The 22,333-nt window shown below is 65.6% G+C and carries 21 protein-coding genes and 2 pseudogenes; 14 read left to right on the top strand and 9 right to left on the bottom strand.

The window, feature by feature from the left end; genetic code table 11:
* Window positions 1-122 precede the first annotated feature (122 nt).
* The 4 genes from QR64_RS22995 to QR64_RS22980 are packed head-to-tail and all read right to left on the bottom strand — an operon-like array spanning window position 123 to window position 5,016.
* The gene (locus tag QR64_RS22995; protein WP_052040130.1) at window positions 123-941 is read right to left on the bottom strand and encodes an ABC transporter ATP-binding protein; all 819 of its coding nucleotides are present in this window, start codon (window positions 939-941) and stop codon (window positions 123-125) included.
* Window positions 938-2,089 carry a FecCD family ABC transporter permease gene (locus QR64_RS22990; RefSeq protein ID WP_231780617.1) on the bottom strand — a complete coding sequence of 384 codons (1,152 nt, stop codon included), beginning with the start codon at window positions 2,087-2,089 and terminating at the stop codon, window positions 938-940. Before QR64_RS22990 ends, QR64_RS22995 begins: the two co-directional genes overlap by 4 nt.
* Window positions 2,086-3,834, bottom strand: a complete 1,749-nt coding sequence (locus tag QR64_RS22985; protein ID WP_039587345.1) for a prolyl oligopeptidase family serine peptidase — start codon at window positions 3,832-3,834, stop codon at window positions 2,086-2,088. Before QR64_RS22985 ends, QR64_RS22990 begins: the two co-directional genes overlap by 4 nt.
* Before the next feature lie 3 nt (window positions 3,835-3,837).
* On the bottom strand, window positions 3,838-5,016 hold the full coding sequence (locus QR64_RS22980; protein WP_235367291.1) for a hypothetical protein: 1,179 nt from the start codon (window positions 5,014-5,016) through the stop codon (window positions 3,838-3,840).
* Between the two features lie 133 nt (window positions 5,017-5,149).
* On the opposite strand from QR64_RS22980, the gene amiA reads away from it, so the two are divergent.
* From amiA to QR64_RS22950, 7 genes are all read left to right on the top strand, one after another.
* Entirely contained in the window at window positions 5,150-5,248 is a 99-nt protein-coding gene (gene amiA, locus QR64_RS28625) for a streptamidine family RiPP (RefSeq protein WP_016691944.1), read from the top strand.
* A 78-nt stretch (window positions 5,249-5,326) separates the two neighbouring features.
* Window positions 5,327-6,178, top strand: coding sequence for a hypothetical protein (locus QR64_RS22975; RefSeq protein WP_039587342.1), 852 nt, complete (start codon window positions 5,327-5,329; stop codon window positions 6,176-6,178).
* A gap of 29 nt (window positions 6,179-6,207) precedes the next feature.
* On the top strand, window positions 6,208-7,158 hold the full coding sequence (locus QR64_RS22970; protein WP_019289483.1) for a CocE/NonD family hydrolase: 951 nt from the start codon (window positions 6,208-6,210) through the stop codon (window positions 7,156-7,158).
* Window positions 7,159-7,174: 16 nt separating this feature from the next.
* Window positions 7,175-8,599 (top strand): YcaO-like family protein, encoded by a 1,425-nt coding sequence (locus QR64_RS22965; RefSeq protein WP_039587341.1) that lies wholly within the window; start codon window positions 7,175-7,177, stop codon window positions 8,597-8,599.
* Window positions 8,600-8,738: 139 nt separating this feature from the next.
* Window positions 8,739-9,686 carry a hypothetical protein gene (locus tag QR64_RS26685; protein WP_152640992.1) on the top strand — a complete coding sequence of 316 codons (948 nt, stop codon included), beginning with the start codon at window positions 8,739-8,741 and terminating at the stop codon, window positions 9,684-9,686.
* Window positions 9,683-11,329: an ABC transporter ATP-binding protein/permease gene (locus QR64_RS22955; protein WP_039587338.1), complete on the top strand. Its 1,647-nt coding sequence runs from the start codon at window positions 9,683-9,685 to the stop codon at window positions 11,327-11,329. The genes QR64_RS26685 and QR64_RS22955 overlap by 4 nt, the downstream gene beginning before the upstream one ends.
* Entirely contained in the window at window positions 11,326-13,014 is a 1,689-nt protein-coding gene (locus QR64_RS22950) for an ABC transporter ATP-binding protein (RefSeq protein WP_039587336.1), read from the top strand. The genes QR64_RS22955 and QR64_RS22950 overlap by 4 nt, the downstream gene beginning before the upstream one ends.
* A gap of 181 nt (window positions 13,015-13,195) precedes the next feature.
* Here the strand turns inward: QR64_RS22950 and QR64_RS22945 are convergent.
* Window positions 13,196-13,926: pseudogene (locus QR64_RS22945) on the bottom strand (potassium channel family protein).
* A 108-nt stretch (window positions 13,927-14,034) separates the two neighbouring features.
* A pseudogene (locus QR64_RS22940) lies at window positions 14,035-14,358 on the bottom strand (integrase core domain-containing protein); the annotation flags it as partial.
* Window positions 14,359-14,459: 101 nt separating this feature from the next.
* On the opposite strand from QR64_RS22940, the gene QR64_RS26680 reads away from it, so the two are divergent.
* A complete protein-coding gene (locus tag QR64_RS26680) occupies window positions 14,460-14,834 on the top strand; it encodes a hypothetical protein (protein WP_162483973.1) in 375 nt (124 codons plus the stop codon).
* Here the strand turns inward: QR64_RS26680 and QR64_RS22930 are convergent.
* Window positions 14,809-15,060, bottom strand: coding sequence for a DUF6480 family protein (locus tag QR64_RS22930; RefSeq protein ID WP_019289476.1), 252 nt, complete (start codon window positions 15,058-15,060; stop codon window positions 14,809-14,811). The two genes, QR64_RS26680 and QR64_RS22930, sit on opposite strands and share 26 nt — an antisense overlap.
* 230 nt (window positions 15,061-15,290) lie before the next feature.
* Here QR64_RS22930 and QR64_RS26950 point away from each other — a divergent pair, with 230 nt between their 5' ends.
* The 3 genes from QR64_RS26950 to QR64_RS22915 all read left to right on the top strand — a co-directional run bounded on the left by QR64_RS26950 (window position 15,291) and on the right by QR64_RS22915 (window position 17,613).
* Complete coding sequence (locus tag QR64_RS26950) at window positions 15,291-15,500, top strand: hypothetical protein (protein WP_039587332.1); 210 nt, start codon at window positions 15,291-15,293, stop codon at window positions 15,498-15,500.
* On the top strand, window positions 15,475-16,707 hold the full coding sequence (locus QR64_RS22920; protein ID WP_200886528.1) for a cupin domain-containing protein: 1,233 nt from the start codon (window positions 15,475-15,477) through the stop codon (window positions 16,705-16,707). Before QR64_RS26950 ends, QR64_RS22920 begins: the two co-directional genes overlap by 26 nt.
* Before the next feature lie 129 nt (window positions 16,708-16,836).
* Complete coding sequence (locus QR64_RS22915; protein ID WP_230810875.1) at window positions 16,837-17,613, top strand: sucrase ferredoxin; 777 nt, start codon at window positions 16,837-16,839, stop codon at window positions 17,611-17,613.
* 30 nt (window positions 17,614-17,643) lie between these two features.
* Here the strand turns inward: QR64_RS22915 and eat are convergent, their stop codons facing one another.
* Entirely contained in the window at window positions 17,644-19,098 is a 1,455-nt protein-coding gene (eat, locus tag QR64_RS22910; RefSeq protein ID WP_039587328.1) for an ethanolamine permease, read from the bottom strand.
* A gap of 230 nt (window positions 19,099-19,328) precedes the next feature.
* On the opposite strand from eat, the gene QR64_RS28620 reads away from it, so the two are divergent.
* The gene (locus QR64_RS28620) at window positions 19,329-19,787 is read left to right on the top strand and encodes a VOC family protein (RefSeq protein ID WP_306672622.1); all 459 of its coding nucleotides are present in this window, start codon (window positions 19,329-19,331) and stop codon (window positions 19,785-19,787) included.
* 37 nt (window positions 19,788-19,824) lie between these two features.
* On the opposite strand, the gene QR64_RS22900 is transcribed toward QR64_RS28620, so the two are convergent.
* Window positions 19,825-20,415, bottom strand: a complete 591-nt coding sequence (locus tag QR64_RS22900; protein WP_235367290.1) for an ANTAR domain-containing protein — start codon at window positions 20,413-20,415, stop codon at window positions 19,825-19,827.
* 794 nt (window positions 20,416-21,209) lie between these two features.
* On the opposite strand from QR64_RS22900, the gene QR64_RS22895 reads away from it, so the two are divergent.
* Together QR64_RS22895 and QR64_RS22890 are read left to right on the top strand one after the other, a co-directional pair.
* The gene (locus QR64_RS22895) at window positions 21,210-21,464 is read left to right on the top strand and encodes a hypothetical protein (RefSeq protein WP_039587326.1); all 255 of its coding nucleotides are present in this window, start codon (window positions 21,210-21,212) and stop codon (window positions 21,462-21,464) included.
* 49 nt (window positions 21,465-21,513) lie between these two features.
* Window positions 21,514-22,314 carry an HAD-IIA family hydrolase gene (locus QR64_RS22890; protein ID WP_006552097.1) on the top strand — a complete coding sequence of 267 codons (801 nt, stop codon included), beginning with the start codon at window positions 21,514-21,516 and terminating at the stop codon, window positions 22,312-22,314.
* The last annotated feature ends 19 nt before the right edge of the window (window positions 22,315-22,333 follow it).

Here is a 22,333-nt window from a genome sequence, read left to right as displayed (position 1 = left end):
GCCACTGCCGGTGGATGTCACGCTCGTGCCGCAGGCAGTGAGCAGAAGTGATGCGAGGACGAGAAGACCGACACCAGCGGTCAGGCCTTTACTCGCTGGTCTCGGGTTGCTGGAAAGAGAGTTCATCGGATGGGGATTTCCTTTCTCAGGGTGATACCGGCTTCATCGGCGGTGCGTACGCGCTCGTCGAAGACGAAGTGCCGTTGTCCGGTACGCGGGTGGACGACCGAGGTGGACTCGACATGGAAGACCGAACGGATGAGGTCGACGTCGAGCACTTCGTCGGGGGCTCCGTAGGCGATGAGCCCTCCGTCTGCGAGCACACCGATCGCGTCGCAGTTGCGAGCCGCGAGGTTGAGGTCGTGGAGGGCGACAAGTACTGTGCGCTCGGTCGTGCGCACAAGGTCGAGCAGCTCGAGCTGATGGGCAATATCGAGGTGATTCGTCGGCTCGTCGAGAATGAGCACCGGCGTGTCCTGTGTGAGCGCCCGGGCAAACAGCACGCGCTGCCGCTCACCGCCGGACAGCTCCGAGAACGCTCGAGATGCGAGGTGACCGGCGCCGACCTGGGCAAGCGCGCCCAGCGCGAGCGCGATGTCCGAGTCCGAGTCACGTCCGAAGCCCGCCCCGTGCGGGATGCGTCCGAGGAGTACAAGATCGAGGACGGGGATCTCGAATTCTTCGCTGTGCTCCTGCGTCATCACCGCCACCCTCTGCGCGAGCTGGCGGCGGGTGAGGGCGGCCAGCGAGGCATTGTCGTAGCGCACCGTCCCTGCTGATGGGATGTCGATTCCGGAGAGGGCGCGCAGCAGAGTCGATTTCCCGCTGCCGTTCGGCCCGAGCAGGCCCAGAACCGTGCCGGAAGGGACCTCGAAGCTGATGTCGCGGAGGATGTCCCGGTCTCCTCGGCGCGCGCCCAGTTGGTCGACGGTAACTCTCATCGGCTCATACCCAGCCGGTCGGCGCGGTCGCGGCGCAACAACCACAGGAAGAACGGGGCGCCGACCAGTGCGGTGAGCACTCCGAGAGGGACCTCCGCAGGTGCGGCCAGCGTGCGTGCCAGCAGGTCGCAGGTCGTGAGGAACACCGCTCCCCCCAGGACTGCGACCGGCAGCATCTTGCGGTGATCGGAGCCGACGATGATGCGGGCCACGTGCGGCACGACCAGGCCCACGAACCCGATGCCGCCGGAGACTGCCACCACCGCGCCGGTCAGAAGCGCGGCGGCGATGAGGACCGTGGCGCGCAACCCGTTGACGTTGATGCCGAGTGAGGTGGCCGCGTCGTCGCCGACGAGCAACGCGTTGAGCGCACGCGCACGGGTCGCGGCGAAGATCGCAACCGCGATCAACGCGATCACCGGGAGGAGCAACTGTGGCATCGTCGCCGCCGAGACGGAGCCGAGCAGAAAAAACATGATGCTGTACACGTTCTGTGCATCGGTTGAGATCGTCAGGTAGCTGGTGACTGCGCTGAACAACGATCCGAGAGCAACCCCTGCCAAGATCAGCCGTTGTGGAGCGATTCGACCGCCCTTGCACGCCAGGAGGTACACCGCACCCGTCGCGATCCCCGCCCCGATGAACGCTGATGCCCCGATACCGAGGGAACCGATCCCGATGCCGAGCACGATGTACGACACGGCCCCGACGCCGGCACCCGCCGAGACTCCGAGGATGTACGGCTCGGCGAGCGCATTGTGCGCCACGGCCTGGATGAGCGCTCCCGCCAGCGCGAGCGACGCACCGGTCAATGCCGCGAGAACGGCACGCGGAAGCCGGAACTGCCACACTGCGTTGTCCTGCATCGTCGTCAGCGAGCCGTCCGTCATCCACGGCATACCCGGCACCAGATGTCCGACAAGGATCTTCACGGCGTCCATCGCAGGTACCGCGATCGTCCCCACGCTCACGGACAACACGAGCATCACCACTAGGAGCACCGACAACGACGGCACCAGGATCCGCACCGCCAGCGCGCCCCTTCGGCGGGGGACGTGCGCGGCAGCGGCTGTGTCATGACCGGCCGCAGCTGAGAGGGAAACGGGCGGCTGCGGCGTTGCCGCAGCCGTCGAAATATCCGGTGTCATGCGTGTCGTCCTTCGGAAGAGCGGGTGCGTCGGGTGGTGTGTGCAGCGAAGCTGAGAAGCACCGAACCCATCGAGTGCAGACTGTCGAGATGATTGGAGCCGTGACCGGCGTGCGGTGCTTCCCACACGAGTGCTTCTGCTCCCGCTTCTCGGAGAACTGAGGCCAACGCATAGCTGTCATCGGGATTCACGCGCGAGTCCTCGGCGAGCACGATCCCGAGGAATCGCGGCAGCCTGTGCTCCGGGTCGATCATCTTCGCGCGGTGCAGCGGTGATATCGCACGAAGTTCCTGCGTGCCTTCGGGACTGCTCGTATCACCGAACTCGTCGAGCCAGATTCGGCCGAGCGGGTGCTTCTCGAGGGAGAGCAGATCCAAAGGTGCTGCCGTGGTGGCGAAGCCCGTGCATATTCCGCGATGGTCGAGAGCGCAACTCGCCACCACGGTTCCGCCGTGAGAAGCACCGGCGAGCACGAGCAATTCGGGGTTCGTCAAGTCTGCGCCGGCCAGACCACGAGCAGCGTCGGCAAGGTCATCGATCCCTCGCCGCTTCCCGGCGCCGTAACCGGCCCGACGCCACTGCTCACCGTGCTCCCCACCGCCACGGATGTGTGCTGTCGCGTATCTGCCCCCGGACTCCACCCACGCGGGAATCGTCGGTTCGAAGACGGGAAGGTCAGGGACTCCGAAGCCGCCGTAACACGTCAAAATGGTCGGGGCCGGGCCGGTGAGCCCTTTCGGAGAGGTGACGACGACCGTCAAAGTCTCCCCATCATCTGCCGCGAACTCGTGCCGCACAGTCTCGAAGTCTCCGGCGACCGTCGCCGCGCCACCGCCGCGGGTGCGCTCGTCGACGGTTACCACGTGCGGAGGCACTGCCGGTGCTTCGATTACGACATACGTTCTGCCGCCGTCGGCGCCCAGATCCGTGATCGATGCGACCGACCCGCCGCTATTCACGGGCCATTCGTCGATCACGGTTCCGTGTGCGAGTCGCAGTAGCACGCTGGCGCCGGCGCGAACCGCGCTCGCATGAACCGTGTCCCCGGTGACGGTGACGGCGGTCAGCCGCACCGCAGGGTCCATCCATCGCCATCGTTCCACCCCCGAATGCGCGTCGAGCACGTGCAATGCATTGCCCCCATACACGAGGACGTCGCCGTCGTTGCTTCCGAATACACCCGTGATCGATGGGAAGGAACCGAGACGCGCACTGTTGTCGAGGCGGATCAATCGGGTCGGGCTCGCTGGTCGACTCTCGGCGAGAAGCATGTGGATGCCGGCAGAGAAGAGTCTGCATCGTGCATCACCGGCGACCGGTTCGACGGTGACTTCGTCGTGGACGACATCGACCTGCACGAGCCGTTGAGGGGAACGAGCAACCACTGCCAGCGACCGGGCGTCCGGAGTCCATTGCATCGGTTCGTAGCGGCAATGGATGTCGTTGTAGTGGCGGAGATTTCCGGAGGTGGTATCGAGCACGGCGAGAACCCCGTCTTCGTCTGCCCGCTCCGCGAGCTGAAGGGCGATGCGGCGGCCGTCAGGCGCCGGCGACATCGCCAGGATGTGCGCGTCCGGTTCGAAGATCGGTTGCTCCGATCCGGCGACGTAGATTCCGCGTGTGCGTCTGCCGGGCAAGCGGCTGAGTACGAACCCCGTGTCAGGTGTGCCGGGGCGGCCGTACTGTTCCCAACGTGCGAGCGCGGCATCGAGAGCATCGTTGATCGGGAAAGAGGATGAGGTCACGACTCAGCGGCCCATTCCGTCGTGAGGGCCTCCCGGCCAGAACAGCAAGCCCCCCTCGTCCACGGGGGTGGGAACAGTGACGGTCTCGAACGATCGGTCGGCGATCAGGTGGAGTTCGCCGTCCCCGCCGCGTGTGACGGCAACAGTGTCACCGGCGGGGGCAAGGGCGACGGCCCTGCGTTGCGCCGGTGCGTCACCGACCGGATCCCAGGGCAGGCGTCCCGGTGTCGGAGGGGCACTCATGTCGGGCAGTGACAGCTGCCGGTGAATGCGTAGCTGCGGTCTCTGCCGTTCGAAGATCGTAAGTTGGTCGCCGTCCGGATGGATCGTTGCGACTGCAGCGCGGTTGCGTGCCAGCGCGAAGCGAAAGGCAAGTCCCGGGGGCAGTGATGCGTGAGCGGTTCGGCCGGTGGTGAGATCGATCTCGACGAGGTGGTTCGTCCATTCCGCCCATGCAGTCGGGTTCGCCGGGCCCCCGCGCACAACACCTAGGGCTTTTCCTGCGTCGGAGTCCATGCGCAGGTAGAACGCACGACCGGGTACCGGCCACGGTACGATCCCCAGTGGCACAGGAACGCCCGCTTCCACCGCGAAGCGCTCGAGACCTCGGCTCGTCGCGGTGGCGAAGATTCCGGTCCGCGCATCTGCGACATCGCCATGCCCGTCGTCCGCGACCTCGGTCATCGCTCCGCGCAGGACGGGAACGTGGGGACCGACCCTGAGCGCTGCCGCGAGCGCGAGCGCCTCAATCGCCCCTGGCGAGCGATGCCGGAGGACGATGAACGGTTCACCGGTCGCTCGATCGCGGACGAGGCCCGCGCCGGGTTCGCCGATGCGTGAGCGGAACCGCCTGGATGTATTCGTATCGAGGTCGACGACTGTCACGACGTCACTCCACGGCTCGGAATTGGCACCGAAGCCTGTAGTTGCCACTACGTATCGTCCGCTCGGGTCACTTGCGATGTGTTCCACAGGCGTTGCGACCGGAACCGTCGCTGCGACGCCCTGTCGCACCACAATGAGTTCGCCGCGCAGATCATCGGCGAAGGCGTGCCCTCCCGATGTTCCCCCCAGGGAAAGAACCCCTGCGTGCTCCGCTGCGTGCCCGCGCCCGGGCCCGTGGAGCGTCGCTGTCGTATCGCTGATGCCGTACACGCGATCGGCGCGGTAATCGACGAGCACGAGCTGCGAAGGTCTCATGCGTCCACATGCTATTGATTCTGACAATCGTTTTCAATTATGCTCCGGTCGTTCGCCTCGCGGACACGGCCACCCCATCCGGTGCGGCCGACAGAACACACGAAGGAGAAGTCCCATGGACAAGCAGATCCTCGCCGAGATCGAAGAGACCGAGCAGCTGGCCCACCTGTCGGCCACGCACTCGAACGCACTCGTCGAGAACCCGTTCGACTGACCTTCGCAGCACACACTGCACACGCCCGGTCGAGCAGCCACCGGGGCTGCTCGACCGGGCTCGTTCGAAAGGCTGCCGATGTCCTCCAATTCTTCCGTTGTTGCGCTCCCTGGCGCTCCAGGCCATCTGATCGCCTCCAGGGACAACACAGTCACGCTCCGCACCACCGCGGGCACGCTCCTGCAGATCCAGAACCCGCCGACCGATCTTCTTCCCGCACTGCAAGATCCGGCGTCAGCGACCGAGACTGCCTGCACCTACGTGCAGCGCCTGAACGAGGAAGTCGCCGAACGCGACACCGCCGACATGCAGGCACGCTGGCCCGAAGCGCGACGTGCAGTCATCCTTACCGGAACGGGACCGATCGCCGACGACACCGCCGACGCGCTCCGCACGTGGGGAGCCACACCGTCGCGTTTCGCCACCACCCAAGAACTCTCGAGAGATCCGATTCTCCGCGACGAAACCTGCGCCGACGATCCGAGCCTGGTGATCTCATACGCGGACTCGCCGAACGAGCGCCAACATTGGGGCCTGCTGGACGCACAACGTCGCCCGTCCGTCGCCTGGCTCCGCACATACCGAGAAGGCGACGTGTGTTTCGTGGACCCATTGACACTCGCTGCGGGCGACGCAACGGCCGACCACGTGCTACGGCGACGTATCGCCGCCAGCCTCACACCCACTGCGATGACCGAGTGGATCCACAACGCACCCGGTGCCACCACGGTGCCCGACACCTACGCCCGCGCCATGACAGTGAGCAAAGTCCTCACCGTCGCGCTTGCATGGGCGCAACAAGCGCCGACGCTGACACACCACCGCCACACACTCTGGAAACTCGTCCCCGCCACAGGCAGGACGACCGAACATCCGATCCTCGGATACGAACCGCCGTACCTCCCCGACCAACCGCAGGCCACGGCATGACCCCGCCACCACTCCCCCGGTTACACACCATGACGACCTCGGACGACATCCGCCTCGGCGGCCTGTTGTGGGAGATCGACGACGCCGCCGGGATCGTCCTGCTCCGCACCCCGTACGACGCCCGGCGTCACACCGAGACCGGCCGATCCTGGGCAGGCCGCGGATACCACTGCCTGATCCAGGACGTACGCGGACGGTATCTTTCGTCCGGCGAATGGGATCCGTATCAGCATGAGACCATCGACGGCGCCGAGGTCATCGCGCAGCTCCGCGCGCACTTCCCGGGTCTACCGCTCATCGCATTCGGGGCCTCGTACGCTGCACATGCAGCACTCGAAGGCGCGTACGGCGCGATGCGGCACGAGCACTCAGCCCCCGACGGGATCATCGTGCTGGTGCCGGCACTGGGATTGGCAGAGACGGCATGGAATCCCGACGGTGCCCCTCAGATCGAACATCGCATCGCGTGGTGGCACGAGCACGGCATCGGCCCACGATCGCGGAAGCCGCTGCCCCCTGACGAGCTCGCCACCCGCGTTCGCCGAACCGAACAAATCGGCGTGATCTCAGCCGCCCGCGAATGGTCCTGGCCGGCAGCCGTGTTCGAGCGCTGGGAACGTCTCTGGACTGCGACGCACCTCAGCGTGCGCACCCGCTACGCAGAACTGATCTCACCATTGCTCGTCGTCACCGGAGCACACGACTTCTTCGACGCCGATGCCCGCCGCCTGGCCGCTTCCTGGCCGAGCGACAGTCATCTCGTGACCGGCCCGTGGGGGCATCGTCTCGCCGCAGACCTCACTGACCCCCACACGCGCGAACAACTCGACAACAGCGGAGGCATCGGGGGCATCATCGACGGCTGGCTCCGCACCCACACACCCTTCGCTGCACGGCTCGGCCGGCTCGAGCCCGCTCGTTACGTTTCTGCTTTCGATCCGGACAGCGGCAGCTGGCAGCAGAGCAGAACGGCAGCATGAGCAGAAAGGACCGCCCATGAACCCCCGAGACAGCGGCAAGAATTCACACAGCAGCGACCTCACCGTCCACGAGCTCCCTACACTGCCGGTCGAGTCACTGGTCGACGCAGAGTGCGGTGTCATCCGATCCGTACGCGCCGTTCCACACCCCGACGGCGCCCCCACCGCCTACCTGGGACTGACCGCGTCGGTAGCGGATGCTCGCCAGCTCGGGGAATGGCCCGCCGATCGCGTCTCGCTCGGCACGTCATTCGACGACCCGGACATTGCGCGGATCGCCGCGATCGCCGAGGGCGTCGAACGGTACTGCGGCAACTGGCTTCCCGCCGAGCTCCCTACCGAACAGTTCAGAATCGCTACATACGCAGACCTGCTGTCCGACGACAACGCCCCACTTCCACTCGACGACCTCCCCACATTTGCGTCGTGGCAGTACCAGCGATCGCGATTTCCCTACGCACCGTTGACGGAAACCACTCCCACGCTGTGGACCCGGTGTCAACGCACGGACGGTGAACACGCCTGGATCCCGGCGTCATTGATCTACCTGAACTGGCGGCAGTCGAGATTCCGACACCTGCCGCGAACGCATCACCTGAACTATGCAGGGATCGCTACCGGTCAAGGCGCCGACGATGCCCGGGACCGAGGTGTTCTCGAAGTCATCGAACGCGACGCACTGGAAGTCTGGTGGCACCTCGACGGGCCGACATACGGCATCGACCCGGACAGTGTTCCTGGCCTGCGTGACGATCTCACCGGGGGCAACTTCGAGGTGTCACTCGTCGCCATGCCTTCCGAGTTCGCTCCCGCTGTCGCCGCTCTCCTCCGCGACACGAAACGAGGGATCTACGCCGCCGGGTTCTCCGCTGCACTCGATCCGGACCGGGCCGCACGCAAGGCCGTCCTCGAAGCCGTGCATACCTGGGTCTACACCCAAGGTTGCACCACAGCCGACGGCTGGGTGTTCCGTGCAGTCGAACAGGGGCTCATGGCTCGCGGCCTCTACCTGGACTTCCGCAGCGACGCGCGCTACCTCGACGATGTCGGGGAACAGTTCGAGCATGTCGTCGACCTCGGCGCTCACGTACAGGTCTGGCTCGATCCGAGGGCCCGCCGCCACGCTCGACGCTTCACAGCCCCCGCACTCGGGATTCGGGCCATCGACGAAATGCCGACGGCCACGATGGCGGATATCTACGAACGGCTCGCCTCGCACGGGCATCAGATCTTCACGCGAGACGTGACCACCGCTGACATCCGGCGTACACCTCTACGCGTCGTTCGTACCTTCATCACCGGTCTCGTCCCGAACGCCCCGGCCGCATTCGCCTACTTCGGCATTCCCAGATTCCGAGCAGCCGCGCAGAATCGCGGCTGGCGCTCGACCTGGGAAGACAACGTCAACGACTTCTCACTCCTACCCCCTCCGCACATGTAGGCCCGCGATGACCACCTCGAATCGACCAGCGCACCCATCCGCACCGAACGAACCCGGTAGCAGCATCGGCCTCCCGCCGACGCTGGCGATGTCATTGACGGCACACACCCCCGGAGCCCCCCTCCCCCCAGGACCGCGGATGAACCCGTGGCGCCGATTCGGTACTCCATGTGTTCCCACAGAAGGACGAATCGAAGAGCTGCTCTGCGCCTTGTGGTACCCGGGCGACTGGCACCTCCGCGACGACGGCAGCGTCACAAGTATCGCGCGCCGGCCCATCCCGTCAGCCGGCGCGACATACGCGGTGCATACTCACGTGATTGTCGGCGGGGATGGAACCGACGGCCTCGATCCAGGCCACTATGCGTACGACCACGACAAAGGACAGCTTCTTCGCAGAGACAACGCCAGGGAAACCGCGGCGGGCTGGGAACTACCGCGCAGCCCTTCCCCAGGCTCGCGGTTGGTGTTCAGTGTGCAGCCAGGCCGTAGCTTCGGCCGATACCGGCACCGCGCGTGGCCGCTGTGGATCGCCGATGCCGCATATGCGCTGGAGGCGGTGCGCTTTCTTCTCGACACGGACTTCCCCACCGTCTTCGGCCCAGGGCCGGAGATCCGTGCACAACTCGGCGTGCCACCTGCTACCGAGACGTCCGCCTGGCTCTCTCGGGGCCTCGTACCCGAGATTCCGCTCGTCTCCATCGAACTGCCCAGCAACTGGGACATCGCCTCACAGCGGAGACATGCGCTTGCGCGGCGACGCTCACCGAAACTTGCCGACTTCGTACGAAATCCGGTCCGCGACACCAACGCCGCACACCTCGCCGAACTCGCAGGCCAGGCCTGGATTGCCCATGCCGACCGCATCGAGACATGGAAGATCATCCCGAGTGCCTCAGCCGAGACCATCTACGACGCCCTCTGGCATGCCCATCGCGCCGCCGCCCGGCTGTGCTACGACGCCGCGCTGTCCCAGAAAGTGAGATGCCGGCCTGTCTCCGGAATCCCTGCTGCGGCAGAGAGCTGGACGATGCACGCAGTGGCAATGCTCGACGGCGTCGAGAATAAGGAGGAAAAGGCCGAATGATGATCGTCCGCGAGCTGTGGCGTGAAGCGAGGCACTTCCCCGGATTGCTCGCCGGGAGCGTGCTGCTTGCTCTGCTGGTGTTCGCCAGTTATGTCGGCCAAGCGGTCGCGATCGCGTGGGCACTGACCGCGACGCTCCAGGGCACCGGCCCTACGGTGATCATCGCGCTGGCATCTGTCACAGGGCTCGCAGTTGCGCGAGTGCTGCTGATGGTGGCGCAAGATTCGGTCTCGGCGCGTCTCGGAGGCCTGGTTCGTCGAGAATTGCGGCATCGAGCAATCCGGTCGGCGTTGACCGCAGAACGGTTGCACGATGCGGGAACCCGCGACGGCTCCATTCGCGTCGCGCTCAGCGACGGCATCGATGGGACGGACACGTACGTCTCGAAGTACATCCCTGCCGTTGCTCTGATCCTCATAGCATGCCCGTGCATCGTCGTTGCTCTCGCGGTACTGAACCCCTGGGCGGGTTTATGGGTCGCGGTCGCCGTGGTCATGGCTCTGGCAGGACCGCTTGCGTGGAAGACGATGATGTCGCGCCGGGGCCTCGAGCATTGGGACTCCTATGAAGCACTGAGCGCGGACCTGCTCGAGTCGCTTCGAGGCATGGCGACATTGCGTGCACTCGGCGACGTGCCCAGCACCCGGCAGCGGATGCACGAGCGATCGGAGGCGCTGCGCACGGCAACCGAACGGGTGATGCGAGTGTCCCTGGCAGAGAACGGCGTAACGGATTTCGCGATCCAGGCAGGTACCGTCGCCGCGGTCATGACGGCGATCGTCCACGCCGCGACCGGGCAACCCCCGGCGTTCGAGGTCTACCTGATTCTTCTGCTGTCCTCGGAAGCGTTCCGCCCGATCCGTGACCTGTCCCGCTACTGGCACGCCGGGTTCCTGGGGCTGACCGCGGTGCCCGGCCTGCACCGCTTGGGCGCGTTCGATTCGCCCGACAACGGTTCGGGTACGTGTGTCGTCGAACACGGAAGGTCCGGCAGGAACATACAGTGCCTGCAAGCTCGAGGACTGCGATACCGCTACCCAGGCTCCGACACCACGGTGTTGGAGAGTTTGGATATGACGGCACATCGGGGCGCACTCACGGCGATCATCGGTCCGTCCGGGGCCGGCAAATCGACGTTGTTCGACGTGCTCCTCGGCTTCCTGACACCCGAGTCGGGCACAGTCGAACTCGACGGCGAGTCCCTGCGCGCCGGAGACATCGCCGTCGTGTCGCAACGCCCCGTCCTGTTCACCGGAACGATCCGCGACAATCTCACCGTCACAGGCGAAACGACGGACGCCGACCTTGTGGACGCGTGCCGGGCAGCGGGCATCCTCGACGAGATTCTGGCCTTACCGTACGGTTTCGACAGCCGCGTCGCCGAAGCCGGCCTGAGCCTGTCCGGCGGTCAGCGGCAGCGTCTCGCGCTCGCACGCGCCCTGCTGACACGGCGTCCGGTGCTCCTCGTCGACGAGCCCACCAGTGCGCTCGATCCCGCACGCGCCGCTGAGGTAATGGAAACGCTCCGACATGCTGCGGCAGATCGGATCGTCGTGATGATCACGCACCGGCCCGAAAGCCTGTCCGGTGTCAACGAGCAGTTCCGGCTCGAGCACGGCCGGCTGGAAAGGAAACTCGTTTGAGCATCCGCAGCTCCCTCCATGCGTTCCGCGCGCTACTTCCCGCACTGCGCCCCGAATACCGCGGCATGCTCGTCAGCTATCTCACCGGCACAGCCAGCGCCCTCGTCCTTGCTGCGCTGGGCGTTCTCACCGCCTGGGGTATCGGACATACGGTCGTCGAACGCACCGTCCCCGGCGCGACGTGGTGGGTTGCTGTAACCGTTCTGGTGCTGGTCCGCGCTGTTCTGACCTGGCAGGAGATGAACGTCTCGCATGCCGTTGCCTACCGGGTGCTGGCTCGGCTGCGCATGGCGCTGTTCGACTCGTACGCACGCAGCGTGCCCGGACGCCGTCGTGAACACTCGGGCCGCGCGGCCGCGGTCGCGATGGACGACATCGAAAAGCTCGAGTTCTTCTACGCACACACACTCGCCCAAATCGCCACATCACTCACGGTGTTCATCTCTTCATTCGCCACGGCGTTCATCTTCCTGCCGTCCGCCGCGTGGATCATGCTGGCCGGAGCTGTACTCATCGCGGCCACCGCACTGGTCGCGCGACACCGGATCCAGCAGCTGGGTGATGCGGAGCAGCGACTGCGCGCGGACCTTTCGACGCAGATCGTCGATGCACTCGGATCGCTCCGAGAAGTCCTCTCCTACGAACTGGAAAGCAAGGTTGTCGCTGACACCCTTAACACGACGGAGCGGGCTACCGACGTCACCCGGCACCAGGGAAAGCTGACACAATTCGTTACCGGACTCCGCGAAGCGCTCGTCACCACGACCATCATCGGTGTCGTCCTTGTCGGTGCTTATGCGACCGGAGCGCTGGGCGGCGCCGCGACCGGAAACTTGCAGCTTGCGCTGCTCCCCTCGATGGTCGCTCTCACCCTCGCCGGTGTCTCGGCGGTCTCTGACGCTGCGACCACGCTCACGCAGCTCCATCCCCTCACGGCCAGCGCCGGACGCGTCCACGACGTCCTCCGGCGCGAGCCGGTTGTTTCCGAGCCGCCCTGCCCGCGCGCGATCCCCGACGGGCCGCTCGGACTGCGAATCCAGAACCTGTCGTTTACCTACGATGACCGTGCCATGGCGGTATGTGGCTGGTCTGTCGAAGTGCAACCGGGAGAACACGTCGGTCTCACCGGGGCTTCGGGAGCGGGCAAAAGCACGATCATCGCGCTGGCCGCACGGCTCTGGGAACCCCTGTCAGGAACGATCGAGCTGTTCGACGATCACGGCGAGCGCGTTCCGCTCCAGGACGTTGACGATTTTGCGCTCCGGCAGAGCGTCGCGCTGGTGGATCAGGAGACCACACTGTTCCATGGCACCGTGCGAGACAACCTGCTCCGCGGGGCAGGCCCGGTTTCGGATGACGAACTTCTCCGGATACTCGAACGCGTCGAAGCGGACGGGTGGGCCGGTCTCGACAGCGAGATCGGGCAGGGAGGGATCACTCTCTCCGGTGGGCAGCAGGCGCGCCTTGTCCTTGCCCGAGCGCTTGTTCGTCGGCCGCGGATCCTTCTCGTCGACGAAGTCACTGCCAGCCTCGATCCCGAGACCGAACACGCGATCTCCGGTGTTCTTGCCAACTACCCGGGCACCGTTGTAATTGCCTCGCACCGGGACGAAACCCTTCAGCGCATGCACCGGGTAGTCCCGATCCGATCTGCAAGTGAAGCCATCGCGTCACCGGCACGATAGGTAACGATCAGCTCGTGGTTCGGCCGCGCGGCGATGCGCGCCGCGCAGTCGACTCTATGGTCGACCCGGTTCAGCCCCTGATCGCCGGACGGCGGGGTCCCAGATTCCCGTCTCATCACCGCACAGTGCATCGTCATCGAAGTTCCCATTGCGGTTGCCGCAGGATCTGGTCCGGGCGGGGTCAATTCGCCACCAAGCGCAGATACAGCAATCTGTCATCAGCGACGATGACGCCGAGCTCGGGAGAACCCACCCGGATCAGCCGTCCGTAACGGACGACCCCGAGCACGATGACGGGCAGCTCCCGCGGCGAAAGGCCGAGGTCGTGCGGCTCCACACCGCGTTCAGAGACGGCGAACCCATCCTAGGGAGTCAACAGGTCCTCGATCATCTCCATCACCGTGGGAGTGGCAGGGGCCAGGCCCAGCAACCGGCCCGCCCGTCTCAGCGGACACCACGACCGTATCGGCACCAGACTGGCGCAGCACATGGCCCCGGCCAAGTGCAACACATCCGACTTGGTGGCCGAGCCCTGTACGGTCACCAGACCCTGCCGCGATGAGGAAGAACGCTCGCAGCGGCGTGATGACCAGGATGTTTACCAGCCGCGCCTGCGGGGTGAGCGGAGTGATGTCGCCGTAGCCGGTGGTCGACAGCGACACGGTGGCGTAGTAGACGCAATCCAACAGCGGCAACGGGGTTGTCCTGTACGTCGCGGTAGCCGTCCCGACCCGGATACACCACGATCACCGCCGCGGTCAGCGCGGCCAGGGCGTAACCGATGCGGCGCACGATCGCCCGGCCCGGGCTGGTCTGTTCCTCCGGGACCCGCAGCACCCCAACCAGAGCGAAGTCGGGACGGTCGGTGAGGGTATCCGAGCGTCGCAGCGGCACCCGCAATCTACTGGGCATCGACGGTCGGATCTGTCGATCGGACGGTGAAAAGCGCTACCCACGGCATGGTCATCAGCGTCTACGTAACCCTGATACTGAACCATCCCGGGTCTCATGCACACATTGTCATTTGTGTGCGACCGGTTGATCGGCACGGTGTTCAGCGTAGTACTTGGCTCCATACTCGGCCGGTGGGATCCGCCCAAGGCGGTGCATGAGCCGGCCGGTGTTGTACCAGTGCACCCACGCCGAGGTGGCTTCCTCGACGTCACTGACAGTGCGCAGCGGGCCCTTGCGGAACGGGGAATCGTCAGCGATGCACTCGGCCTTGTAGAGCCCGATCGTCGACTCTGCGAGGGCATTATCGTAGGCATCGGCCACCGACCCTATCGACGGCCGAATCCCTTGCAGGAACAAGGTTTCCTCGAACCGAAGAGCCGTATACTGGGCGAGTTCAACCGGTCGATGCAACACCGGGCTACTGCAGGGAGCGTAGCTGCTCGGCGAAGACCTCGGCCGGGGTTCGCCAGCCGAGCACCTTGCGTGGCCTGTTGTTGATCGCCGGTCTGCAGGCAGTCAACTACGACGACAAGCTCGACGCTCGGTGGATGTCGCTGGTCACCGATCTCGACGGTCAACTGGCAGCGCAGATGAGCAGGGACTCCGACGCCGGGGCGATCACTTCGCTCTCGGACGACCATGAGGGTCTTGTCACGACGCTGACCGACATGATCGTCATGGCGTTCTCGAGGACCGATCGAACCCGCCGTCGCATCGAGTCGACTGATACGGCGGCGTGCTATCGCCTTCGTGGCGTGATGCGACCGGTCCACGCCCCTCTCTACTACCGGGAGGCAGTTCGCTTTTCCACTACCTCTTCACCTTCGTTTCGTCGCGCGCTCAGAACAGCCCGACTGCTCGGATGATCAGACCGACGGCCACCACCAGGACCACGATCACCACGATCGCGATGGCGATGAGGGCCCCGGCACTGCGGCGCTGCGGCGGTTCGTGTTGCGGACCGCCCACAGCAGTCTCGGCGGGCGGAGTATCTCCGGGCGACACCCCGCCTCCGGGTTCGAGACCAGGAGTGTTCGCGGGATCAGGGTTCTGCGGGTCGAACTCGGACGCGTCGGGATTCTCGTCAGCCATACTCTCCTGTACCCGATTATCGGCGAGCAACGCGTCGACTTTTCTTCTTCGCAGCGCCGCACCTGCGAGTGCGCGGGCTACAACGTCTGGGACAACGGTTCGATGATCCCGGAATCGACGTGGCCGCCGATACGCCGGGATAAGCTGACAACGGCCGAACAATACACCGCTGCAGGCTCCGGGAGCCGGTAACACCGCTGCTCCCAAGCCTTTTGACCTCGGGAGGAATCATGACCGACCCACAGCAGGATCCGAACAAGGACGAAGGTGAGGAGGGCCCGGCGGACGGCGGTGCAGCCGGCGTCCCGGGCGTTCACGATGGCGGAGCTGACGGGGGTTCCGACGGGGGCGCCGACAGCGGTGGCGACGGCGGAGCCGATGAGGGCGCCGACGGCGGGGCTGACGGAGGAGCCGATGGCGGAGCCGACGGAGGCAGCTGAGGGTGAGGACTCCTCGCACCGCACCCAGGACTCCGGCGTCGAAACGGACGCCGGAGTCCTGGAAACCCGCCTGATCGACATCGGTCGGGAGAAGTTCGCGTCCGAGATCTGGGGGCGGGCACCACTGCTGACGCGTCGCGCCGGCACATTCGCCGATCTTTTCTCCGTCGAGGCGGTCGACGAACTCATCTCACGCCGAGGACTTCGCACGCCCTTTCTTCGCGTCGCCAAGGACGGGACGACACTGCCGGACTCGTCGTTCACCTCCCCCGGCGGTGTCGGAGCGACCATCTCCGACCAACTCGACGACACGATGCTCTGGCGTAACCTCGCCGACGGTGCCACCCTCGTCCTGCAGGCACTGCACCGCACATGGGAACCGATCTCGCAGTTCGGCACCGCTCTGAGCGACGAACTCGGACATCCCGTCCAGGTCAACGCGTACATCACTCCACCTCGGAACCAGGGGTTCAGCCACCACTACGACGTCCACGACGTCTTCGTCGTGCAGATCGAGGGAACGAAGAGGTGGGTGATCCACGAGCCCGTCCACCCGGCGCCGCTACGCAATCAACCCTGGACCGATCATCGCCCCGCTGTCGCCCGAGCCGCGACAGAGCCGGCGTGCATCGACACGGTGCTCGAACCCGGCGACTGCCTCTATCTGCCGCGAGGCTGGATCCATGCCGCCGAGGCCCGAGGGGAGATCTCGATCCACCTCACCGTCGGCATCCATACGTGGACGCGCCACGCACTCGCCGAACATCTGACCCGAGCAGCACTCGCTGCGCTCGGCGACGATCCCGGGATGCGCGGCGCACTGCCCATGGGCATCGACGACCCGAATGATGAGGTCACCGCTGTCCGTGAGCATCTCATCGCCGCAATTGCCAACGCGGACGTCACCTCCCTGTTCCATCGTGCCCGGCGGGAGCAGGCGCGTCCGGCACCGCTGGGGCCGCTCGCCCAATTCGCCGCCGTCCACGATCTCGGCCCCGACACCACGGTGAAGCTCCGCAGCGCGCTGTATGCGCGTCTGGAAGGTTCACACCTGGTCACGCGCGTCGGCCGCGTCACCGTGGCGGACGATGAAATGCCGTCTGTCACGCGCCTGCTCGACGGCGGATCCCACCCGACGAAAACCCTCGGGACCGACCTGGTCGAACGGCTGTTGCGCGCAGGGATCCTCGTCCCCGCGGAACAGTGACGGTGCACTGTGGCCTCAGCCGAACGCTTCTTCTGCGCAGACAGTGCCCGACAGCGGGGTGATCCGATGGCCGGCACGGCCCCACGCGGATTCGTTTGGATCCTCGTCGAATATCGGGGCAGATGGCCGGTGAACGGGTTCGAGGGGCTCGATCTCGACGCCGCGACCAAGACGGCCGTGTTCTCCGCCGCGCAGGCGGCTCGCGCACGCATACTGCTGGTCAAGCGCCCGGGCCGTCGTCGCCGCGGAGGACACGACCAGTGGGCGGTGCTCCGCCGCGAGACCTCGGGCACGGTGCGTCAGCAATGGGGAACGTGGGATCGCGAGGAGGATCTGACACAGATCGTCACCGCCCTCGAGACTCCCGGCGACCCCGGTGGCCCCTCCGTCCTCTTGGTCTGCGCTCACGGTCACCACGATCCGTGCTGCGCCGTGCGTGGACGGCCGGTCGCGCGCGCTCTGGCCGAGCGCTGGCCCGATCAGGTCTGGGAATGCTCGCACGTAGGCGGAGACCGGTTCGCCGCCAACGTCGTCGTCGTACCCGACGGTGTCTACTACGGCGGTCTCGACGCCGAATCGTCCGTCCTCACGATCGAGGAACACTTCTTCGACCGGATCCACCACCACCATCTACGCGGCTACACCGATATGTCTCCGCCTCAGCAGGCCGCGCTCGCCGCCACGCTCCGACGCTTCGGTCCGGCCGGGCGCAGCGGTTACGTGATCGCCGAGAGTGTGCGCGAGGGTGATCGCTGGCGGGTCCGGCTCGCCGGTCGTGCACCGCACCCGGAGCGTGTCGACGTCGAACTGCAGGCCCACCGCACTCCCCCGTGCCGATTGACCTGCCGTGGAGCGCCGACGGGTTCCGTCATGCTCTACGAACCCACCTCGGTCCGCGCGGTGTGAGCGGACGGCCGCGCAATCGGCCGCAGGTCGTCACCCCAGCTCTTCCTCCGCCTTCGCGAGGGCCGCGAACTCCTCGTCCGGGGAGTTCGCGACGAGGTGGTGGCGGCTGTAGAGACCGAAGTAAGCCATGCATGCAGCGAACGCGGCGAACGTCCACAGAGCCGCAACAGGATCGACGAGGAAGGTGGCCACCACAGCGGCCGCAGCGATCACCAGCGCGAACGATGTCGTGACGATTCCACCGGGTGTGCGGTACGGACGCCGCATCCCGGGCTCGCGGACGCGCAGCACGATGTGGCTGACCATCATGAGTACATAACTCACGGCGGCACCGAAGACCGCCATGTTGAGGAGCATCGCGCCCTCACCGGTCAGCGACAGGACGAAACCGATCACGCCAGGAACGATCAACGCGAGCATGGGTGCCTTGCGGGAATTCGTCACCGACAGGCTCGTCGGCAGGTAGCCGGCCCGGGACAGCGCGAAAGTCTGCCGCGAGTACGCGTACATGATGGAGAAGAAGCTGGCGATCAACCCGGCGAGCCCGATGTAGTTGACGACCTTCGCCGCTGTCCCGTCACCCAGCGCCTCGACGAGCGGGTTGCCCGAGGTCGACAACCCCTCGGCGCCCAACGCACCGGTCGCCAGGAACAGCACGGTCGCTCCGGTCAGCAAGAGCACCAGCATGCTGGAGATGATGCCGCGCGGCACGTTCTTCTCCGGCTCACGAGCTTCCTCCGCAGCGAGAGGAACGCCCTCGATCGCCAGGAAGAACCAGATCGCGAACGGGACCGCGGCCCAGATACCGAAGTAACCGAACGGCAGGAAGCCCGAGGCGCCGACGGCATCGGTCGGCGCGATGTCCGTGAGATTGTCGGACTCGAACAGTCCCACCGCAGAGACTGCGAAGATCACGAGTCCGACAAGTGCGATGGCGGTGATGACGAACATCGCCTTGAGCGCTTCGCCCGCACCGGTGAGGTGGATGCCGATGAAAATGGCGTAGACAGCGAGGTAGATCCACCATCCGTCGGTGATCCCGAAGATGTTCAACGATTCGACATAGCTGCCGATGAACGTCGCGATGGCCGCCGGTGCGATCGCATACTCGATGAGAATGGCCGTACCGGTGGCGAATCCGCCCCAGGGGCCGAGCGCGCGGCGGGCGAAGGTGTATCCGCCGCCTGCGGCCGGAAGGGCCGACGACAATTCCGCCATCCCGAGCACCATCGCGAAATACATGCCCGCGATGACCACGCCGGCGATGAGCAGACCGCCGAATCCGCCTTCGGCGAGTCCGTTGTTCCATCCGGCGTAGTCACCGGAGATGACATAACTGACACCGAGTCCCGCAAGGAGCACCCACCCTGCGGTTCCTTTACGAAGTGAACGTTTTTCGAGGTATTCGCTCTTCTCGGCGTGGAAGTCGGCGCCGTCGTGGTGCTTGCGGGTCCTCGAACTCTTCGATGGTTCTACGACTGCCATTCCGTCTCCCTGAGGCGATCGGTTCGTACGGCGGCGTCACGCCGAGGTGGAACGTCGCGCGAGCAGCTGCCGGTGTTCATGATCTACCCCCCGGGGGCGTGGAGAATCGCGCAACGAGATGGAGTGCAGCCGTGTAACTCGGATGATCCAGCATCCTCCCGGGCGAACAGGGTGTCTGTTCGTTTCTCGAGTATCGGAGAAGACTGTTGCAACTCTGTTGCGCGCCTGTAATGGAACGCACGGTTACGCAGCCTGCGGGCGGTCTTCTACCAACCGACGACACGTGGAGGATTCGAAGTGACAGCGCCGCTGTGGGCGGTAGCGATCGTGGCCGTGGCTGCGTTCGGATGGGGCGCATCGGTGGTGTAGCGGGCTCATCGAAGTGTCGTGCGCCGATCCGAGGGTCCGCTCTCGGCCACGGGGCGTACCCGCATGGTGTCGGTCAGGCAGGTACAGGTCACCTTCGATTTCGTCGGACCCGAGCGAAGGCTGCGAAGAATCGGGTGCATCTCGATGTGCGCGTCGGCACAGGCTTGGAGAGCGACGAGCGACTGTCTGCTCTGCAAGCGGAGTCCGACCGACTGGTGACGCTCGGCGCTGCGCAAGTGAAGGTTCTGCACGCCGACGGTGTGGACGAGTCCTGCATCGTCGTGCAGGACATCGAAGGCAACGGGTTCTGTCTGGACTGAGCCCGTATACCTCGAAGTTCCGTGATCCGACAAACGATCACAGAGAAGCGGTGTGGTCCTCGACGATTCGCTCGGCAACTCGGGCGAGGGCGACGTTGAGATCCTGTGACAGCGTCCGCAGCATCACGAACGCGCGGGCGGTGTCGACGTCGCAGCGCTGGATCAGAACACCTTTGGCCTGGCAGATGGTGTCTCGGGTGGCCAACGCCGAGCGCAGATGCAGCTCCGCGCGTGCAGCCGTGAGCTCGGCGGCCGCCTGCGCCGCCAGTGCGATGCCCAGCGCTACCGCGGCACCGTCGAAGGCCTGCGGTTTCGATGCGAACAGGTTCAGCGAACCGGCAATGTCGGTGCGGGTGTGGAGTTGGAAGGACAACACGCTGCCGACCCCGACCATCAGGGCTTCTTCCGTGAACTGCGGCCAGCGCATCTCGGATCGGAGGTCGCTGCTGTAGACCACGCTCGTGACCCCGGCAGCGTCGATGCAGGGACCACCGGCGTCGCGTTGGATCCGACCGAGTTCCCGGGACAACGACGAGGTCGCTCCGTGGGATTCGAATGTGTCCTTGCCGATGAGGACGATGTCGGCGCACTCGACCCCGGCGATCGTCACCGCGGCGGCCGGGGTCACCGCACGCAGTGCTTCACCGAGATCGTGCCGTCCGCTCGGCGGTCTTCATAGATCTCCAAGGGCCTTGATCAAGATTTCGATCGATTCGGCCATGAAATGCAGCCTCTTCCGCCTGTTTCACGATGCCGCGTGTCAAGGCGAGAAAGTGGCGGGCAAGATGCCCGTACCACCCACGCTACCCGCGATTGCCGGCACGGGAGTGTGAAGAGCACCCTCTGGGCGTTCGGCGGACGCCTCAGGAATGGGGTGGCCGACCGTGGGTCGGAGGTCAGAGGGTGTGGCCGAGGATGTGGGTGAGAGCGATGAGGGCGGCGAACCAGATGAGAGTTCCGCCGAGTGTGGCGAAGTCTGTGTACATGAGTGGTGTCGAGCGTACGCCGGTTGAAGCATCAACCGGCGTATCGTTCGTCACAGCCTGTCGCGCACGCAATCAGCTTCCGCACGCGCTTACCTCCCGCGGGGAATAGACGGGGATCTGGTCGCGTTGTGCTGGGCGGATCGGGTGTATATTCGTGTCCCCCGGGCTCAACCCTTTGCCTTCACGGAAGTCCCGTTCGACTGGAGCCGTGTTGCGCCTTTCGCCGAGAGGCGACCGAACGCACCCGATCCCTTCACACTTCGTAACGCGAGTCGGCGCACTCCGCCACGCGAGCCTTCGCCACCGGATGCGCTTCCCGCACGGATGTGGCCGACCCGCCCCGGCGACCGAATACCACCGGGTTCGGCCACCGCTCCACCGGGTACCTCCGGAAGACACCGACAGGTTCGAAAGAACAGCAAGTGCAGGAGGACATGTGCCCACCAACTTGACCGCCATCGACCTTCGAGAACTCCTCGATTCGACGCTCGATGACCCCGCACTCGTTCTGGAGGAGGGACGCTTCCGCGTGGTCGGAGGTCAGGAGCTCACGGATGAGAACCGAGCGTTCCTCGTGGTCACCAGGGAAGACCTCCGCAAGCAGCTACCGCAGGATCGGGACCACGACGAGAGCGACCTGGAGCTACAGGCGGGCGTGCTCGGCTCGACCGTCGCGAACCTCGGCGGGTGATCGCCTTGTATCGGCTGCCGACCGGAACAGTAGGTGACACACTCGGAGAATGAGCGAAGAACCCACATCCGCGCCGGTCTGGAACTACCTGATGGACATGGATGGTGTTCTCGTGCACGAGGATCACCTGATCCCCGGTGCCGACGCGTTCCTGACGGAGCTCCGCGACACCGGTACGCCGTTCATGGTGCTCACCAACAATTCCATCCGCACACCCCGAGATCTGCGGGCGCGCCTGCTGCGCTCCGGCCTCGACGTGCCCGAGAAATCGATCTGGACCTCCGCGCTGGCGACGGCGACGTTCCTCGCCAATCAACGTCCCGGTGGCAGCGCTTACGTGGTGGGTGAATCCGGATTGACCACCGCGCTGCACGACATCGGCTACGTCCTCACGGACAGCGACCCGGACTACGTCGTCCTCGGTGAGACACGCACGTATTCCTTCGAGGCGATCACCACCGCGATCCGACTGGTCGAACGCGGCGCCCGGTTCATCGCGACCAATCCGGACCCGACCGGCCCGTCACGAGAGGGTTCGCTTCCTGCCACCGGGGCAGTCGCAGCGCTCATCACCCGCGCGACCGGCCGTGAGCCGTATTTCGTGGGCAAGCCGAACGCCCTGATGATGCGGTCGGCCCTGCGTGCGATCGGTGCGCACTCCGCACACACGCTGATGATCGGTGATCGCATGGACACCGACATCGTCTGCGGCCTCGAGGCCGGTCTGCAGACACTGCTGGTCCTGACCGGCATTTCGACCCGCGAGTCCGTCGAGCGGTTCCCCTACCGCCCGACCCGCGTCATCAATTCCGTTGCGGATCTCGTTGGGTCAACGGCAAACCCGTTCTGAAGAGTATCGGGGGTCCGAA

It is taken from the genome of Rhodococcus sp. Chr-9 (assembly GCF_000801125.1).
Lineage (GTDB): Bacteria > Actinomycetota > Actinomycetes > Mycobacteriales > Mycobacteriaceae > Rhodococcus > Rhodococcus pyridinivorans.
The sequence above is the reverse complement of the archived record's forward strand: the minus strand, read 5'-3'. Positions and strand labels throughout refer to the sequence as shown.